At 67.6% G+C, this 16,418-nt stretch carries 18 protein-coding genes; 8 read left to right on the top strand and 10 right to left on the bottom strand.

What is annotated here, in order from left to right:
• Nucleotides 1-130 precede the first annotated feature (130 nt).
• Genes EDD41_RS00745 through EDD41_RS00730 form a run of 4 tightly spaced genes read left to right on the top strand, consistent with a single transcriptional unit; the run spans nt 131 to nt 6,350 of the window.
• Entirely contained in the window at nt 131-2,182 is a 2,052-nt protein-coding gene (locus tag EDD41_RS00745; protein WP_123574638.1) for an alpha-1,4-glucan--maltose-1-phosphate maltosyltransferase, read from the top strand.
• Between the two features lie 29 nt (nt 2,183-2,211).
• Entirely contained in the window at nt 2,212-3,633 is a 1,422-nt protein-coding gene (locus EDD41_RS00740; protein WP_094764683.1) for a phosphotransferase, read from the top strand.
• 1 nt (nt 3,634) lies between these two features.
• Nucleotides 3,635-5,569, top strand: coding sequence for a 1,4-alpha-glucan branching protein GlgB (gene glgB, locus EDD41_RS00735; RefSeq protein WP_123574637.1), 1,935 nt, complete (start codon nt 3,635-3,637; stop codon nt 5,567-5,569).
• 4 nt (nt 5,570-5,573) lie between these two features.
• Complete coding sequence (locus EDD41_RS00730; protein WP_123574636.1) at nt 5,574-6,350, top strand: NUDIX hydrolase; 777 nt, start codon at nt 5,574-5,576, stop codon at nt 6,348-6,350.
• A gap of 8 nt (nt 6,351-6,358) precedes the next feature.
• Here EDD41_RS00730 and EDD41_RS00725 read toward each other — a convergent pair whose 3' ends face one another.
• Complete coding sequence (locus tag EDD41_RS00725) at nt 6,359-6,991, bottom strand: DUF4232 domain-containing protein (protein ID WP_123574635.1); 633 nt, start codon at nt 6,989-6,991, stop codon at nt 6,359-6,361.
• A 7-nt stretch (nt 6,992-6,998) separates the two neighbouring features.
• Nucleotides 6,999-7,937 carry a tetratricopeptide repeat protein gene (locus EDD41_RS00720; protein WP_123574634.1) on the bottom strand — a complete coding sequence of 313 codons (939 nt, stop codon included), beginning with the start codon at nt 7,935-7,937 and terminating at the stop codon, nt 6,999-7,001.
• 85 nt (nt 7,938-8,022) lie between these two features.
• Between EDD41_RS00720 and pgm the strand changes: the two genes are divergently transcribed.
• On the top strand, nt 8,023-9,657 hold the full coding sequence (gene pgm / locus EDD41_RS00715; protein ID WP_123574633.1) for a phosphoglucomutase (alpha-D-glucose-1,6-bisphosphate-dependent): 1,635 nt from the start codon (nt 8,023-8,025) through the stop codon (nt 9,655-9,657).
• Here the strand turns inward: pgm and EDD41_RS00710 are convergent.
• Genes EDD41_RS00710 through EDD41_RS16690 form a run of 4 tightly spaced genes read right to left on the bottom strand, consistent with a single transcriptional unit; the run spans nt 9,570 to nt 11,106 of the window.
• Nucleotides 9,570-10,193 (bottom strand): potassium channel family protein, encoded by a 624-nt coding sequence (locus EDD41_RS00710; protein ID WP_123574632.1) that lies wholly within the window; start codon nt 10,191-10,193, stop codon nt 9,570-9,572. The two genes, pgm and EDD41_RS00710, sit on opposite strands and share 88 nt — an antisense overlap.
• A gap of 26 nt (nt 10,194-10,219) precedes the next feature.
• The gene (locus EDD41_RS17705; RefSeq protein WP_256763236.1) at nt 10,220-10,342 is read right to left on the bottom strand and encodes a hypothetical protein; all 123 of its coding nucleotides are present in this window, start codon (nt 10,340-10,342) and stop codon (nt 10,220-10,222) included.
• Complete coding sequence (locus EDD41_RS00705) at nt 10,342-10,917, bottom strand: PH domain-containing protein (RefSeq protein ID WP_094764688.1); 576 nt, start codon at nt 10,915-10,917, stop codon at nt 10,342-10,344. Before EDD41_RS00705 ends, EDD41_RS17705 begins: the two co-directional genes overlap by 1 nt.
• 39 nt (nt 10,918-10,956) lie before the next feature.
• A complete protein-coding gene (locus EDD41_RS16690; RefSeq protein WP_170165175.1) occupies nt 10,957-11,106 on the bottom strand; it encodes a hypothetical protein in 150 nt (49 codons plus the stop codon).
• Between the two features lie 267 nt (nt 11,107-11,373).
• On the opposite strand from EDD41_RS16690, the gene mce reads away from it, so the two are divergent.
• Together mce and EDD41_RS00695 are read left to right on the top strand one after the other, a co-directional pair.
• A complete protein-coding gene (gene mce / locus EDD41_RS00700) occupies nt 11,374-11,832 on the top strand; it encodes a methylmalonyl-CoA epimerase (protein ID WP_094764689.1) in 459 nt (152 codons plus the stop codon).
• Nucleotides 11,833-11,952: 120 nt separating this feature from the next.
• Nucleotides 11,953-13,386, top strand: a complete 1,434-nt coding sequence (locus EDD41_RS00695; protein WP_123574631.1) for a coiled-coil domain-containing protein — start codon at nt 11,953-11,955, stop codon at nt 13,384-13,386.
• A 14-nt stretch (nt 13,387-13,400) separates the two neighbouring features.
• On the opposite strand, the gene EDD41_RS00690 is transcribed toward EDD41_RS00695, so the two are convergent.
• From EDD41_RS00690 to nucS, 4 genes are all read right to left on the bottom strand, one after another.
• Nucleotides 13,401-13,613 carry a hypothetical protein gene (locus EDD41_RS00690; RefSeq protein ID WP_123574630.1) on the bottom strand — a complete coding sequence of 71 codons (213 nt, stop codon included), beginning with the start codon at nt 13,611-13,613 and terminating at the stop codon, nt 13,401-13,403.
• Nucleotides 13,614-13,787: 174 nt separating this feature from the next.
• On the bottom strand, nt 13,788-14,651 hold the full coding sequence (locus EDD41_RS17030; protein WP_245995479.1) for a sigma factor-like helix-turn-helix DNA-binding protein: 864 nt from the start codon (nt 14,649-14,651) through the stop codon (nt 13,788-13,790).
• On the bottom strand, nt 14,615-14,896 hold the full coding sequence (locus EDD41_RS17295; protein WP_245995699.1) for a sigma factor: 282 nt from the start codon (nt 14,894-14,896) through the stop codon (nt 14,615-14,617). The genes EDD41_RS17030 and EDD41_RS17295 overlap by 37 nt, the downstream gene beginning before the upstream one ends.
• Nucleotides 14,897-14,997: 101 nt before the next feature.
• On the bottom strand, nt 14,998-15,753 hold the full coding sequence (gene nucS / locus EDD41_RS00680; RefSeq protein WP_094764693.1) for an endonuclease NucS: 756 nt from the start codon (nt 15,751-15,753) through the stop codon (nt 14,998-15,000).
• On the opposite strand from nucS, the gene EDD41_RS16470 reads away from it, so the two are divergent.
• Nucleotides 15,737-16,369 carry a hypothetical protein gene (locus EDD41_RS16470; protein ID WP_148060427.1) on the top strand — a complete coding sequence of 211 codons (633 nt, stop codon included), beginning with the start codon at nt 15,737-15,739 and terminating at the stop codon, nt 16,367-16,369. The genes nucS and EDD41_RS16470 overlap by 17 nt on opposite strands.
• Nucleotides 16,370-16,418: the final 49 nt, after the last annotated feature.

The following is a 16,418-nucleotide window of genomic DNA, read 5'->3' as shown; positions in this document are numbered from 1 at the left end:
TAACCGACTTTGCGGGGCGGGGCCCGCCCGCCCACCTGCATTCCGCCAGACGTTCACGCGTTCTTTGCGCATCGCGAACAGCGGGTGGCATTCCCTCGCCAGTGCGGCCCTGCGTGGCTAGGCTGACCGCGTGAGCAACTTGAACCCCAGCCCCAAGGCCGCCCCCGTCACGCAGCAGCCCAAGGCATCCGCCGCGGCTGCGCAGCCCATCACGCCCGTGGCGGGCTTCGGCCGAATCCCGGTCACCAACGTCTCTCCCGTCGTGGAGGGAGGCAACTATCCCGCCAAGGCGGTTGCCGGTGAGTGGTTCCCAGTGCGCGCCAATGTCTTCCGGGAGGGCCACGACGCGGTGAACGCGACCATCGTGCTGACCGCTCCCGACGGGCGGCGCGTGGACTTCTCGATGGTGCAGCAGGAGCCCGTGGGCCTGGACATCTGGGAAGGCTGGGCCTGCGCCGACGTCGAGGGTGACTGGACCTTCCGTGTCGAGGGCTGGTCCGACCTGTGGCACACCACGCACCACAATGCCTCAGCCAAGCTGCAGGCCGGGATGGACGTCGAGCTGGTGTGCCTGGAGCTGGACGACGTGATCCAGCGCGCCGCCGCGAATGCGCAGCAGGCCGGCGACGAGGTGCAGGCCACCGTCCTGAAGGCCTCGGCGGCCCTGATGCTGCCCGAGCGTCCGCCGCACGAGCTGCTCGAGGCGCTGAACGCGTCCGCCCTCGCGCGTGCCATGACGATCTACGGCCCGCGCGAGCTGGTCACCCCCACCCGCGAGTACGGGCTGCGGGTGGACCGTCGCCTCGCCCTGTTCTCCAGCTGGTACGAGTTCTTCCCGCGCAGCCAGGGCGCGTGGTGGGATGAGGAGAAGCAGTGCTGGCACTCCGGCACCTTCAATTCCTCCCACGAACGGCTCGAGTCCGCGGCCCAGATGGGCTTCGACATCGTCTACCTGCCCCCGATCCACCCGATCGGCACCGCCTTCCGCAAGGGCCGCAACAACTCGCTGACGCCCAGTGAGCACGATCCCGGTTCCCCCTGGGCCATCGGCAGCGCCGAGGGCGGCCATGACGCGGTACATCCGGACCTGGGGACCATCGAGGACTTCGACGCCTTCGTGGCCAAGGCCAAGGGCCTGGGCCTGGAGATCGCCCTGGACTTCGCGCTCCAGGCATCCCCGAACCACCCTTGGGTCACCGAGCACCCCGAGTGGTTCACCACCCGTCTGGACGGCACCATCGCCTATGCGGAGAACCCGCCCAAGAAGTACCAGGACATCTACCCGATCAACTTCGACAACGACCGCGACGGCATCTACCGCGAGTCGCTGCGCCTGTTGCAGTTCTGGATCGGCCACGGCGTCACGGTCTTCCGGGTGGACAACCCGCACACCAAGCCCATCGACTTCTGGGCCTGGATCATGAGCGAGGTGCACAAGACGAATCCGGAGGTCATCTTCCTGGCCGAGGCATTCACCAAGCCCGAGATGATGCACGCGCTGGGCAAGGTGGGCTTCCACCAGAGCTACACCTACTACACCTGGCGCAACACCAAGTGGGAGCTGGAGACCTACCTCACCGAGCTGTCCCGTGAGTCAGCCCACATGTACCGGCCGAACTTCTTCGTCACCACGCCGGACATCAATCCCGCCTTCCTGCAGTCCGGCAATCCGGCCGCCTTCTCAATCCGCGCGATCCTGGCGGCCACCCTCTCGCCCAGCTGGGGCGTCTACTCCGGTTTCGAGCTGTGCGAGCACGAGGTCTTCCGCCCCGGCGGCGAGGAGTACCTGAACTCGGAGAAGTACGAGTACCGGCCGCGCGACTGGAAGAACCACCAGCCCAACCTGTCGATGCTGATCGGGCGGCTCAACGAGATCCGCAAGGAGCACACCGCTCTCCATCAGCTGCGCAAGATCGACTTCCACCATGCCCCGCATGACCAGGTCATCGTCTTCTCCAAGACCGACGGGGAGGACCGTGTCCTGGTGGTCTGCTCGCTCAATCCGTGGGATGCCGTGAGCAGCGAGGTCTACCTGGACATGTCGAAGCTGGGGCTGGACCAGCACGCCGTGCTCGAGGTCCACGACGAACTGGGCGGCGGTACCTGGACCTGGGGCGCCCGCAGCTTCGTCAGCCTGCACCCGGGCAACCCGGCCCACATCTTCCGCGTGACCGCGAAGTGACGCCCCGTCCGCACCCGACCAAGGACACGATGAGCGAGAACAACACCCCCGATCAGCCCGACGGCACCGAGGCCCTGCAGAGCCTGCAGGACTTCGTCCTGGGGGCGCGCTGGTTCGCCGGCAAGGGCCGCGACGGCCAACTGGCCGGGCTGGAGCAGCCCGACTGGATCGTCGAGCCCGGAGGACAGGCCCCCGCGGTCCGCGCGGAGTACGTGACGGTCGTCTACCCCGACGACAGCCACGAGTACTACCAGCTGCTGGTCAGCTACCGTCCGGAGCCGGTGGGTGAGTTCCTGATCGGCCCCGCACTCGACCCGGACCTGGGCTATGCCCATGACGCCCCGCGTGACGTCGAGGCCATGCGCGCCGTGCTGCAGTCGGTCCTGGCCGGTTCCCAGGTGCCGCATGCGTGGGCGGAGAGCCTGCCGGACGGTGCGAAGCTGCGTGGCGACCTCACGCCGAGGGTCTTCGGTGGCGAGCAGTCCAACACCAATGTGCTGCTCGGCGACGTCGCCTTGATGAAGATCTTCCGCAAGCTGGAGGTCGGACCCAACCTGGACATCCAGATGCACGATGCCCTCGGACGAGCCCGCGTCAGCTCGGCTGCCCGGCTCTATGGCTGGGTCAGCGGCTTGCTGACGCCCTTCAGCGACGAGGACTGGGTTGACGGCGCCGAGCCGCCCGAGGCCCAGCGCGTTGACCTGATGATGATCAGCGAGCTGCTCCGCGACGCCCGTGACGGCTGGGAGCTGGCCTGTGGGTTGGCGCAGTCGGGCGAGGGCTTCGCCGGGCATGCTGCGGCACTGGGTTCCGCCTTGGCGGAGGTCCACCTGGCCCTGGCGGACACCTTCGGGGCCAGCACGCTGACCGGCACCGATGTTGCCGCCACCATGCGGGCCCGTCTGGAGACGGCGTCCGCCCAGGCCCCTGACCTGCGGGATCGGCGGCAGGCGCTCTCGTCGGTCTTCGACGGGCTCGAGGCGGATGCCCTGCGCGCCCAGCGGGTGCACGGTGACTTCCACCTGGGGCAGACCCTGCTGACACCCGATGGCTGGAAGATCATCGACTTCGAGGGTGAGCCGATGAAGTCCTTCGCGGAGCGCCAGCTGCCCGACAGTCCTCTGCGTGACGTCGCCGGCCTGCTGCGCAGCTTCGGCTACGTGACCAGTGTCTTCGACGACCCCACCGGGGAGCAGGCCCGGGCGTGGCTTGCGGAGGCGCGCGAGGCCTTCCTCGACGCCTATTCCCGGGATGCAGGCCCGATCGACCCGGCGGCCCTGGCCGCCTATGAAGCAGACAAGGCCATCTACGAGGTGGTCTACGAGACGAGGAATCGACCCGACTGGGTGACGATCCCGTTGAGTGCACTGGAGGCAATTGCCTTGAGTGCTGACACGACGTCGGATGCGACGTCTGACGCGGCCGCCCCGGCTGCAGACCAGGAGAACTGATATGGGATACGACCTTGCAGGTGGCCTGACCGGTTGGGACATGGAGGGCTTCCAGAGCGGTGGAGACACCGAGCTGTGGAAGCGCCTCGGCGCCCACGTCGTCACCATTCCCACCGATGACGGCGGCACGGTCACCGGAACCCGCTTCTCCGTCTGGGCGCCCAATGCCCAGGCTGTGCAGCTGATCGGTGAGTTCAACTACTGGGGCGGCGACGAGATGTACCGCCTGCCCGGCACCGGTGTGTGGAGCCGTTTCATCGAGGACCGCGGCACAGACACGCTCTACAAGTTCCGCATCCAGGGCCCGGACGGTGTGTGGCGGGAGAAGGCCGACCCGATGGCGACCTTCTGCGAGTCCGCCCCGTCGACCGCCTCGATCGTCTACGAGAGCCAGTACATCTGGAGCGACGACGAGTGGATCGCCCGCCGCGAGAAGGCGCAGGCCCACCAGGAGCCGATGAGCATCTACGAGCTCCACCTGGGCTCGTGGCGCAAGGGGCTGACCTACCTGGAGCTGGCCGACGAGCTGGTCGAGTACGTCAAGTGGCAGGGCTACACCCATGTGGAGTTCATGCCGGTCTCGGAGCACCCCTTCGAACCGTCCTGGGGCTACCAGGTCACCGGCTACTTCGCTCCCACCAGCCGCTTCGGCCGTCCGGATGACTTCCGTCACCTGGTCGACACGCTGCACCAGGCGGGTATCGGCGTCATCCTCGACTGGGTTCCCGGGCACTTCCCGAAGGATGAGTGGGCGCTGGGACGCTTTGACGGCACCGCCCTCTACGAGCACGCGGACCCGCGCCAGGGCGAGCACATGGACTGGGGCACCTACATCTTCAACTACGGCCGCAATGAGGTGAAGAGCTTCCTGGTCAGCAATGCGCTGTACTGGGTCAGCGAATTCCACATCGACGGCCTGCGCGTGGATGCCGTCGCCTCCATGCTCTACCTGGACTACTCCCGCAAGGAGGGCGAGTGGGTGCCCAATGTCTTCGGCGGCCGCGAGAACCTGGAGGCGATCGACTTCCTGCGCTACACCAACAAGCACCTCTACGAGCGCCATCCCGGGGTGTTGATGATCGCCGAGGAGTCCACCAGCTTCCCCGGAGTCACCCGTCCGGTGCACCACGACGGCCTGGGTTTCGGCTTCAAGTGGAACATGGGCTGGATGAATGACTCGCTTCGCTACATTGAAGAGGATCCGGTCAACCGCCAGTACAACCACCACCTGATGACCTTTGCGATGGTCTACGCCTACTCGGAGAACTTCATCCTGCCGATCAGCCACGACGAGGTCGTGCATGGCAAGGGATCGATGGTCAACAAGGTGCCTCAGGATGACTGGCGCAAGTTCGCCACCATGCGCGCCTTCTACGCCTACATGTGGTCCTTCCCGGGCAAGCAGCTGATCTTCATGGGCCAGGAGTTCGGCCAGCGCAGCGAGTTCAGCGAGGAGCGGGGTCTCGAGTGGTGGGTGGCCGACATGTGGGGCCATGGCGGCCTCAAGCGCCTGTTCAAGGACATGAACGACATCTACCGCAATGAACCCGCGCTGTATGCGCTGGACAGTGACCCGGCCGGTTTCGAGTGGATCGCCTCCGATGATGCCGCGGGCAATGTCTTCGCCTGGGCCCGCACGGACGGCGTGGGCAACAAGGTGGCCTGCCTGTTCAACTTCTCCGCGGAGCCGAAGAACACCTACGGCATCTGGCTTCCCCAGGCCGGCGTCTGGAAGGAGATCCTCAACACGGACTCCCCCGCCTACGACGGCGACGGCAACTTCGGCAACTACGGCCAGGTCATCGCCCGCGAGGGCGCCTCGCCGTGGGGCGATGGTGCCGGTGCGACGGTGTGCATCCCGCCGCTGGGTGCCATCTGGTTGAAGTACGACGCAAGCGCCACGGCCGAGCTGCCCGGCGACATGGGTCTGGCCTGACCCCATGGAAGCGGAGTTCACGGTCCAGGTCCAGGTGTCCGGTGATGTCGGTGTCGTCATGTGGAGTGGCGCCACCGACGCCGGCACCTTGGCCCGGGCCGTGAGCATGGCCAGCGATGACATCCTGCTGGGCCACGAGGTGCGCCGTCTGGAGGTTTCGGTTCCTGCCACCGACCAGATGGCCCGCCGTGCGCTGCACCTGGCGGGTTTCCGTCGCGAAGGGATCCGGCGTCACGCCATGTCCGTCGATGAGGGTCAGTTCGTCGACGTGCATCAGTACTCGCGGCTGTCAGGTGACGTGGTCTACGGCCCCGAGGGCTTCAGCGGGGTGATGGACTCCGTGCTGCCCATGAAGCGGCTGATCGCGCATGCGGTCTTCCGCAACCCGTCGGGTCAGGTCCTGCTGCTGCAGACCACGTACAAGAGCGACTGGGAACTGCCGGGTGGCGTCGTGGAGCCCGGTGAACCTCCGCGCGTCGGGGCCGAACGAGAGATCGCCGAGGAGCTCGGGCTGTCCGTGCTGCTGGGCGCCCCGGCCGTGGTGGACTGGATGCCGCCCAGCCTGGGATGGAGTGACGCCCTGGAGTTCATCTACGACGGCGGGGTGCTCGGCCAGGTCGCCATCGAGTCGCTGGTGCGTGAGGAGCTCGAGATCCACTCCATCCACTGGGTTGATCCCGCCGATGTTCCGCACCACGTCTCACCGCTGTCGGCCCGACGGATCGCCCTGGTCCTCGACGATTTCACGGGCTTCACCGAGGACGGCGTTCCCATCGGCTAGGGCTTCGCTCACTGTTGGGGTGAGGCGGTCCAGCCCACGCGGATCGTCGACGAGATGTCGGAGGAGGCCTCCTCAGTCTCGAAGTCTCCGAGCTGCAGGCACCCGGTGGCGGTGACCGTCTCGCCCACCACGGTGGTGCGCAGGCTGGCGGCTCCCTGTTCGCAGTGGCCATTGCTCAGCCAGTGCAGGCTCAGGTAGGCCACCTCACCCCTGGCAAGATCCAACGAACGCGTGGCTTTCTGCCAGTCCATGCGCAGGGCAAGCGCTTGCCCCACGGCATCTCGGGCCATCGGGGTCGGGCGTTCGGGCAGGGTGAGCGTGCCCGGGCCGCAATTGCGTACTGCCAGCGTCAGGTACCGGTGTCCCAGACCGGCATCGACGGGGGACCATGCCAGCCGCTGTCCTGTTGATGCCCCCTCACAGGTCGGCGGCCAGGTGCCCGTCTCGGCTTGCTCTCCGGGCCGTGGGCCCACACGCACCGTGGACGGCCCCGCGGTGGGTGTCGGTCTCACGGGAGCCCGCGAGGAGTCCTCGCTCGGGATGGCGGCTCGGGGCCCCATGCCGAGCCCCTGCCCGCAACCGGCCAGGGCGCCGGCGAGCAGGAGGCCAACCATCGATGCTGCCCAGCCGTGGGGGGTCATGCCTGGATCAGGCAAACAGCGCGGTGGACAGCTGGCGGCGGGCCTTCAGCACGGCCTTGTCGGCCTTGCCGACGACGTCGAAGAGCTCCAGCAGGCGCAGCCGGGCGCGCTCGCGGTCCTCGTCGCGGGTCTCCCGGATCATCTGCAGCACCCGATTGAAGGCGGCCGCGGGGTCACCATTGATCAGTTCCAGGTCCGCGGCATCCAGCTGGGCGTCCCAGTTGGTGGGTTCGTCGTTGGCGGTCTGCACGATGGCCTGCGGGTCGAAGCGCGTCGAGCGCTCCAGCAGCTTGGATTGGGCCAGCCCCTGAGTCGCCTCGGGATCCGTGGGGCTCTGGTCCAGCACCTTCTGGAACTCCTCGACGGCCTTGGCGTAGTCACCGGCCTGCAGGGCGGCATCCGCCTCCGCGAAGCGCGGGTCGGTGGCGGGATCCGTCGGCTGGTCCCCCGCAGGATCAGGTGCCGCGGTGCCGACGGGCTCGGCGCGGCCGGTCAGACCATTCGCGACGGCCACCTGCACCAGCTGGTCGAGGTAGGCCTGGACCTCCTCGGCGGTCTTGGTGCCCTGGAAGAGCGGTGCCAGCTGCCCACCGATGATGGCGACGACGGTGGGCACGGCCTGCACGCCCATGGCCTGGGCGATGCGCTGTTCGGCGTCGATGTTGACCCGCGCCAGCAGCCAGCGTCCACCAGCCTTGTTGGTGGCATCGATCAGGGTGTCGGAGAGCTCCTGCGCATTGGCGCGGGGAGAATAGAGCTCCATCACGACGGGGTGGGTCACGGACTTGCGGACCATGGCGTCGAAATCGGCCTCCCCCACCTGCTGCACATAGCTGCCGGCCGCGGCCCCGGTGGAGCCGGCCCCGGCGTTGCTGCTCGCCTGCGCGCTGGAACCCAACGCAGACAGGTCGATGGCGCCAGGACGGTTGAAGCTGTCATAAGTCATGGCCCCATTGTTCCCGTGCCGGTCAACGATGACAAAAACGGGCGCGGCCTGTCCGCGAACCGCGAATGCGGGCAAGATGGGTGCCATGGCACACGAACGCGCTGGGCAGGTTGCCCAGGAACAAGACCTGATCAATGTCGACGAGGTTCTGTCGGCCTACTACGACATCACTCCCGACGTCGACAATGTCGACCAGCAGGTGGTCTTCGGCACCTCAGGACACCGTGGCTCCAGCCTCGACGGCAAGTTCAACGAGCTCCACATCGCCGCCACCACACAGGCGATTGTCGAGTACCGCGCCGAACAGGGCACCACCGGCCCGCTGTTCATCGGCAAGGACACTCACGCGTTGAGCCTTCCGGCGTGGAAGACCGCCACCGAGGTGCTCGTCGCCAATGCTGTCTCCGTGATGGCCGAGAAGGAGGACGAGTACACCCCGACGCCGGCCGTCAGCCGCGCCATCATCGTGTACAACCGTGACCATGTCGGCCAGCCGCAGGCCGACGGCATCGTCGTCACCCCCTCGCACAACCCGCCTCGCGACGGTGGCTTCAAGTACAACCCGCCGAACGGTGGCCCGGCCGACACGGATGCCACCAGCTGGATCGCCGACCGCGCCAATGAGCTGATGCGTGACGCCTCGGCCATCAAGCGTGTCTCCTACGACGAGGCCTCCGCCGAGGTGACCCGCTTCGACTACCGCACGGCCTACTGCGAGGACCTGGTCAACGTCATCGACATGGACGCCATCAAGAAGGCGGGTGTGCGCATCGGCGCCGACCCGATGGGTGGTGCCGCCGTGCAGTACTGGCAGTACTTGGCCGAGAAGTCCGGGCTGGACCTCACCGTCGTGAACCCCGAGGTGGATCCCACCTGGCGTTTCATGACCCTGGACACCGACGGCAAGATCCGGATGGACTGCAGTTCTCCCAATGCGATGGCGAGCCTGATCCAGAGCCGGGACAAGTTCGACATCTCCACCGGAAATGACGCGGACTCCGACCGCCACGGCATCGTCACGCCCGACGCCGGCCTGATGAACCCGAACCACTACCTGGCCGTGGCCATCCAGTACCTCTTCACCCACCGCCCCGGGTGGCGCGAGCAGGCCCGCGTCGGCAAGACGCTGGTGTCGAGCTCGATGATCGACAAGGTCGCAGCCGAGATCGGCCGTGAACTGGTCGAGGTTCCGGTCGGCTTCAAGTGGTTCGTTCCCGGCCTGATCAGTGGCGAGATGGGCTTCGGTGGCGAGGAGTCCGCAGGCGCCAGCTTCCTCACCCTCGACGGCCAGACCTGGACCACCGACAAGGACGGCATCATCCTGGACCTGCTGGCGAGCGAGATCCTCGCCGTCACCGGAAAGACCCCCAGCCAGCACTATGCCGAGCTGGAGGCCAAGTACGGCAAGAGCTACTACGCCCGGATCGACGCCGACGCGGACCGTGAGCAGAAGGCCCGCCTCAAGGCCCTCTCCCCCGCCGACATCACCGCCACGGAGCTGGCCGGCGAGACCATCACCGCGATCCTCACCGAGGCACCGGGCAATGACGCCGCCATCGGTGGTGTGAAGGTCACCACCGAGAACGGCTGGTTCGCGGCCCGCCCGTCGGGTACCGAGGACAAGTACAAGATCTATGCCGAGTCCCTGAAGTCGGCCGAGCACCTCGCGGCCATCCAGACCGAGGCCAAGGACGTCGTCAACGCGGCCCTCAACGCCTGACCCACGGCACTCAGCGAGCCCCGGGAGGACACCCTCCCGGGGCTCGTCGCGTCACTCCCCCACGGCTCGGCTGGTCTGCGCCATGCCTCCCGGGTTGCGGCCACAGCCACCAGGTCACCCGGCTGCAGCAGCTCCGCACGCCGTGGATGCCAGGACCAGCGGCCGTCGCGATGGTGCGCGAGGATTCGCACCTGCCCGGGCTTGTGGAGGGCTCCCACGGGCACGCTCCGCCGGGCCTCGAGCTCGGCCAAGATGACGACCCGGTGGCCCACCGGGACCACCGTCTCGGGTGAACGCCCCAACGCGGCCGCCGCGAAGGCAGGGTGCCGCCAGCCGCGACACCCAACGGGTCGGCTCAGGCGCCGTCCGAAGGCTGGGTTGTCCAGCTCGAGGACGATGCGAGCCGACGGGTTCATCTCCTCCACCGTCAGGGCCACCCGAACCGTGGTCATCTCGTCCAGGCCTAGGACGACGACATCGTCGGCCCGCTGCACCCCGGCATTGCTCAGGTCATCGTCGCGATGCTCGCGACGCATCGCACAGTGGCTCCAGACCGGCCCAGCTAGTCGAGCATCCAGTCCTGGGAGTCCGGGAGCACCAGGGCGACGACGCGCTCCCCGCCCCGCACCAGCTCATTGGCAAGGCGAATGGCCGTGGAGCTCGCACCGACCACGAGGATGGTCATCAGGAACCGTCGTCCAGGTGGTCGGAATCCTCGCCCTCATAGTCCTGGCGGCTGAACAGCGGCTCGACGGCCTTGCGCAGGCCCGCCCGCTGGATGACGCCTTGGATGGTGAGGTCTCGCTGTTCGGGGCGCCCGACGAAGCGGATGTCACGAAGCCCCTGGTCCTGGGCGGCGGACTCGAAGGTGAAGTGGCCGTATCCGAGCAGCCGTCCCAGGAAAGGCTGGGAGACGGAGATGTCGAGGATGCGGGTCATCGGCATGGTGGCCAGGTTCTGGTCCAGGACGCCGTGCACCCGGAAAACACGCATGTTGGTGATGACGAAGCGGTCCATGAACTGCAGGTGGATCAGGAGCATGCAGTAGCTGAACAGCCCCAGACCGACCAACAGGGCGAGCCACCAGAAGGCGCCCAGCAAGGGCATTGCCCAGAAGATGGGGATGCAAGCGGCGATGCCCATCGCCGGCAGGACGACGGTGACCCAGTGCTTGGCCACCTCGTCGATGATGAACTCGCCCTGGTCCACCAGGAGGTGACGGTCCACCTCGGGGGCCAGGAAGCGGGAGAGAAAACTCATCGCGGGAGCCCCGGGTGCGGGCTCAGGCCCACCACAGGCTCAATTCCCGGCCAGAGCGCTGAACAGCCGTCCGATGGCCTCGACCACGGACTTCACGCCCGCCGCAAACTCCTCGGGCTGCGTGGCGATGTAGTAGATGATGAAGGCGATGACCAGTGTCCACAGGATCTTCTTGGCCCACTCGGGCATGGCATGTCTCCTCGTTCAGGTTGACCCGCGGGTCCTTGGGGAAGTTGTCGCGGCCCGCGCCCACACTCCCTCACCCCGATCTTTCGGAAGGTCGCCTGGCGCAGTCGAGTCCACTATGCCGCAAGTCACCCGCCCCGGCCGAGTCAGCACGCCCAAGTCTGCATCACCAGTTGAAGAAGCGGAGCCCGCGGAAGGCGCTGGTGAGAATGGTCTCACCACAGCCGAATGTCCGCCCCACCATTGGCGCCGCCGGGGCCCTGTGGAAACATGGTGCCCATGGACAATAGCGATCTCTTCATCTGCATCGACCACGTCGGCCTGGCTGTCGCCGACATCGACGAGGCCATCAAGTTCCACACCGAGAAGTTCGGTTTTCGCGTGCTGCACAAGGAGGTCAACGAGGAGCAGGGCGTCGCCGAGGCGATGCTGGGCACCGGCACCCAGCAGCCCGAGAGCGCCCAGATCCAGCTGCTCGCTCCCCTGAACGAGAACTCGACCATTGCCAAGTGGCTGACCCGCAACGGTGGCCCCGGCATGCAGCAGCTGTGCTACCGCGTCGCGGACATCGACGCGGTCTGCGCCACCCTGCGTGAGCGCGGCCTGCGCCTGCTCTACCCCGAGCCCAAGACCGGCACCGGCGGCGCCCGGATCAACTTCGTGCACCCCAAGGATGCCGGCGGCGTCCTGCTCGAGCTGACCCAGCCCCCGGCCGAGGCAGCCCACTGAGCACGACCAGCACTCGATGGACGGCGGCACTCCCCACGGAGTGCCGCCGTCCTCTGTTGCCAGGGGTTCGCTAATCTGGCAAAGGTATGGGCTGCCAGCCCTGGCGAAAGGACCTGACGCGTGAGCGAGTACTACGACGAGGACTCCGTCCACAACGAGGAGACGGGCCTCAACCTGTTCGACGACTCGGCTTCGGTCGCGGGGTCCTTCCCCAAGGCGATGATGGGTTACGACCGCGCCAGCGTGGACAACTATGTCCGTGAGATCGAGATGCAACTCTCGACGCTCAAGCAGCTCACTCGCCACCTGCGCCGCGAGGCCGCCCAGACGGCGCGTGCGAATGGCACCACCGATTTCACCCGGCTCGGCTCCCACGCCACCGGCATCCTGCGTGCCGCCGAGGCCCAGGGCAAGGACCTGGTGCACAAGGCCGAGCTCGAGGCCGAGCGGATCAAGGAGGAGGGTCGCCGGGTCGCCGCAGACCTGCGCGCCAATGCCCAGGCCGAGGCCGACGACATTCGGGTTGCAGGGCTCGCCAACCTGCGCCAGCTGCGCGAGGCACTGGACAAGGACTCCACCGAAACCTTGGAGAAGGCGCGCGCGGAGGCCGCTTCCGTCGTCGCGGCCGCGCAGCGCCAGGCCGACGCGATCACCACCGAAGCCACCCAGAAGGGCAATGCCACCACGCACTCCGCCGAGGTCGAGGCCACCCGGCTCGCCGCCGACGCGCAGCGCCAGGCCGACGAGAAGCTGGGCGAAACCGCCGCCACCATCGAGAAGAAGGTGGCCGAGGCCGCCACGGCCGCCGCCGCCATCATGGCGGCCGCGCAGACCCGCGCGGCCCAGCTGCTGTCCGATGCCGAGAGGCAGGCGGCCACGGCCAAGGAGTTGGCCAGCAGCCAGGCCGAGAAGCTGCTCACCGATGCCCAGCAGCGGCACACCGACGTGACCGAGAAGACCAACAGTCTGCTCGCCGAGGCCACGCGTCACCACGAGGAGTCCACCGCCCTGCTGAGCAGTGAGTCCGAGGCCGCCCAGCAGCTCCGCTCCGCGGCGCTGGCGGATGCCGAGAAGACCAAGACCGACGCGGCCCGTGATGCCGAGGGCACCATCGCTGCTGCGCACCGCCAGGCCGCGATGATGAAGGATCGTCTGGAGGAGCAGTACGCCTGGCGCAAGGAGCAGTTGGAGCGTGAGGTCGCCGCACTGATCACCCGCAAGGGCTCGATCGTGGCGCAGCTGTCCAATCTGCGCCAGCTCGCCGGCGATGCGCCGCTGGACTACCCCGACGACGACCCGCTGGGCACCTCCGATCCCCGCGACGACGACAACGCCTCGTGGCGCAAGAACCTCAGCGTCGATGCCCCCGCAGTGGACCCGACGCTCGCCGCAGCTGCCCAGGCCGGTGCCACCGCGGCGACGGCCCCCGAGAAGACCCAGGTGGTCGAGGGCTCCGCCACGGCGAAGCTCTCCGACGCGGAATCCGAGACCCACGTCATCCAGCTCCCCGATGCCGAGCAGACCACGGTGATCAAGCTCGAGGACCGCAACTGATCACCACCGGCCGGTCATGACCGCTCGGTGACGGTGCGCCCGTCGGCCGTGCGGTAGGTGATCGCCGGGTCCTTCATCTGCTCGGCCGGCAGGCCGGACCGGGTGTGGGCGACGAAGAAGGTGCCACCGTCGGCGGTCCGTTCGCCCTGCCCGAACTTGACGACCTTTCGGCTCGGCGCCCACGACACCCGCTCCAGCCGAGCTCCCTTCGGCAGGGTGGCGGCCACCACCCAGTGGTCATCGCTCGCTCCGGCATCTGGATCCGCTGCTTCACCCGTGACGGCCAGCTGCTGGCAGTGAACGGCTCGCCGATCACGCCGAAGGTGTCCAGCGGGAGGTCTTGGTAGACGCGGAAGGTCTTGCCTGCGACGGTCAGGTCTGCTTGGGGCACCGTGCGTCCCTCAGAGTCCTTCATGGACCCGTCGCCGGACCTCCAGACGAAGCCCCACAGGTACTGCAGGTAGCGGCCAGTCGTCCTGGCTCCGTCCAGGCCGACCTCGCACAACAACTGGACGGTCATGTCGGTCCCCGCGATGCGTCGGTCCGGAATACGTCCTCCCCGGGCCACCGCCCGTGGCGTTGCTTGCGGTGACTCTCTGGATGTCAGTGGCGGCCCCGCGCACCAGGACGAGGGCGCAATGGTCCGCCAACCGCTGGTCCAGCACCAAGTGGTCCGCGGCTCGGGTCGCCGGGATGGTGCCGCGTGGGCTGGGACCGACGCGGGCCCCGTCCTCGGCCAGCCCAGCCAGCTCCACCTCCGTAGCGCCGGGGACGTGCTTGGTCCTGACCTGGAGCTTCGCAGGCCGGCCGGGGACGACGTCATTGAGGTCCAGCACCAACGTGGCAGCGTTGGCGGCGCTCGGGGTGGACGCGGGTGCCTGCGAGGTCTTCGCGCTCCCCTGCCAGACGCCGCCCGCGACCATCGCGGCCGCGGCGACCAAGCCGACGGAGGCCGCGGCCCAGCGACGAGTGCGACGGGTCAGCACCTCCTGCCCGGCGTCGATCACGTCGTCCACGTCCAGCTCCAGCGCATGGCGGTCTGCGGCGGCACGAAGGCTGGTGCGCAGGGAGGCTCTCGAAATCCTCGTTCTTGCCACTGCTCCTTCCGGGTGCAGGGTGCGCAGGGTGGCCAGACCTCGTGAGGTGGCCGACTTCACTGCGCCGATGGAGATTCTGAGGGTCGCTTCGGTCTCACGTTCGGAGAGGTCGCAGAAATAGCGCAGGGCGATCACCCGTCGCTGGGCTGGAGGGAGCTCGTCCAACATCCTGACCACTTGGTCGTGGCCGTCGGCATGCCGCGCGGCGTCCGGCACGACGAGGGTCTCCCCCGCACGGGCGTCCGGTAGTGCCGTACCCTCGGCCAGGCCACGTAGACCTTCACCAGCGCCGCCTGCACCAGGTCGGCCGCCTGCTCGCGGTTGCCACACAGCAACCAGGCAGTGCCGGTCAGCGAGGGTTGTGACTCGCTCACGAAGCGTGCGAAGTCCTCGTCGCGCTCCGCCTTCGACATTCCGAACACCTGCCCCCTCCTCTCATGGTGGGTTCTCACCCCGCACTACGGAGAAGTGGCCCGAAAGGTTGCCATCGGGGGCAGACGAATCCCCCGGGAGGTCAGAAGAGCCGGTCCTCGGGATTGTCCAGCCCGCGCAGCTCGTCGTAGTTCACGGTCACGCAGGTGATCCCACGGTCCGCGGCCAGGGTACGGGCCTGCGGTTTGATCTGCTGGGCCGCGAAGACGCCCGCGACGGGAGCCATCTGCGGATCGCGGTTCATCAGCTCCAGGTAGCGGGTGAGCTGTTCCACTCCGTCGATCTCCCCGCGTCGCTTCACCTCCACGGCGACGTACTGCCCTTCGTCGCTGCGCAGCAGCAGGTCCACCGGACCGATCGGGGTGAAGAACTCGCGCTGCACCAGCCGGTAGCCCTCGCCAAAAGTGGTCGGATTCTCCGCCAGCAGTGCCTGCAGGTGGGCTTCGACGCCGTCCTTCTGCAGGCCAGGGTCCACCCCGAACTCGTGCTCGGAATCGTGGAAGACCTTGCCGATCGAGATCTTGAGGGTGTCGCCGTGCGGACCCGTCACGTCCCAGACCTGCGTGATGTGGGCGTCGACGTCGTCGGTCGTCGCCGGCAGGTCAGTGCCTGGCAGAACCTCCTGCACCGTCATGGTGCACGGCGGACTCATCCAGTTGAGGGGCTTGTAGGCACGGTCGTCGGCATGGATGGAGACCGACGTGTCGGACTTCACCATGATCAGACGCTTCGCCATGGGCAGATGGGCCGTGAGCCGACCGGCATAGTCGACCTGACACTGGGCAATCACCAAACGCACTTGGGACAACCTACCGGACACCGTGCCCCGGACCAGCATCGGCGAATCTGGCGCCCAGATAGACGGCCTCCATGCACAAATACGTCCCACGCCGCTTCTCCTTCCGCTCGCCCTGGCCATCACCGCGTGCGGCGGCAGCGACGTACCGGCCACGAGCTCGAGTGGTTCCAGCGCCACCACCCCGACGGCCAGCACCACCAGCTCCAGCTCCGACGCCGCCGCAACGCCCGAGAGCAGTACGGATTCCGCCGTCCCGGACGCGTCAAGCGGTGCGACCACCCAGGTCACGGCCAAGTCCGGTGGCTTCACCATCGAGGTGCCGGCGGATCTCAAGCCCGCCAAGGAGACCTACGGCGCCGATGAGGTCGCGCTGGCAAAGGACGGCAGGCAGGTTCTGGTGGGGGCGATTCCGGCAAACAAGCGCGCCTCCCAGCTGAAGAAGCTGCGCGAGCTGTGCACCACCGGTGTCAAGGAGATGGGCGGTTCCGCCATCTCCGCCAAGCCCCGACTGATCGACGGTGCCAAGGCGGAGGGCTGCCTGCTCGAGGTGCCCAAGGGGGACAACGGCCGTGCCAAGGGCCGTGGCGCCCTTCTACATGGTCCAGCACAATGGCACCGACTACGCGGTGATGGTTGCTCCCAACCTGTCTGGTGAGGACGGACAGGCGGCGATCGACCCCGTGCTCGACTCCTTCCACTGGGCG

This window comes from Luteococcus japonicus (assembly GCF_003752415.1).
Lineage (GTDB): Bacteria > Actinomycetota > Actinomycetes > Propionibacteriales > Propionibacteriaceae > Luteococcus > Luteococcus japonicus.
This window is presented reverse-complemented; position numbering and strand designations above follow the sequence as displayed.

Coding starts and splice junctions, on each gene's coding strand:
- EDD41_RS00740 (WP_094764683.1), top strand. CDS start 2,212: ATGAGCGAGAACAACACCCCCGATCAGCCCGACGGCACCGAGGCCCTG.
- glgB (WP_123574637.1), top strand. CDS start 3,635: ATGGGATACGACCTTGCAGGTGGCCTGACCGGTTGGGACATGGAGGGC.
- EDD41_RS00730 (WP_123574636.1), top strand. CDS start 5,574: ATGGAAGCGGAGTTCACGGTCCAGGTCCAGGTGTCCGGTGATGTCGGT.
- EDD41_RS00725 (WP_123574635.1), bottom strand. CDS start 6,991: ATGACCCCCCACGGCTGGGCAGCATCGATGGTTGGCCTCCTGCTCGCC.
- EDD41_RS00720 (WP_123574634.1), bottom strand. CDS start 7,937: ATGACTTATGACAGCTTCAACCGTCCTGGCGCCATCGACCTGTCTGCG.
- pgm (WP_123574633.1), top strand. CDS start 8,023: ATGGCACACGAACGCGCTGGGCAGGTTGCCCAGGAACAAGACCTGATC.
- EDD41_RS00710 (WP_123574632.1), bottom strand. CDS start 10,193: ATGCGTCGCGAGCATCGCGACGATGACCTGAGCAATGCCGGGGTGCAG.
- EDD41_RS17705 (WP_256763236.1), bottom strand. CDS start 10,342: ATGACCATCCTCGTGGTCGGTGCGAGCTCCACGGCCATTCGCCTTGCC.
- EDD41_RS00705 (WP_094764688.1), bottom strand. CDS start 10,917: ATGAGTTTTCTCTCCCGCTTCCTGGCCCCCGAGGTGGACCGTCACCTC.
- EDD41_RS16690 (WP_170165175.1), bottom strand. CDS start 11,106: ATGCCCGAGTGGGCCAAGAAGATCCTGTGGACACTGGTCATCGCCTTC.
- mce (WP_094764689.1), top strand. CDS start 11,374: ATGGTGCCCATGGACAATAGCGATCTCTTCATCTGCATCGACCACGTC.
- EDD41_RS17030 (WP_245995479.1), bottom strand. CDS start 14,651: ATGTTGGACGAGCTCCCTCCAGCCCAGCGACGGGTGATCGCCCTGCGC.
- EDD41_RS17295 (WP_245995699.1), bottom strand. CDS start 14,896: ATGTCGAAGGCGGAGCGCGACGAGGACTTCGCACGCTTCGTGAGCGAG.
- nucS (WP_094764693.1), bottom strand. CDS start 15,753: ATGCTGGTCCGGGGCACGGTGTCCGGTAGGTTGTCCCAAGTGCGTTTG.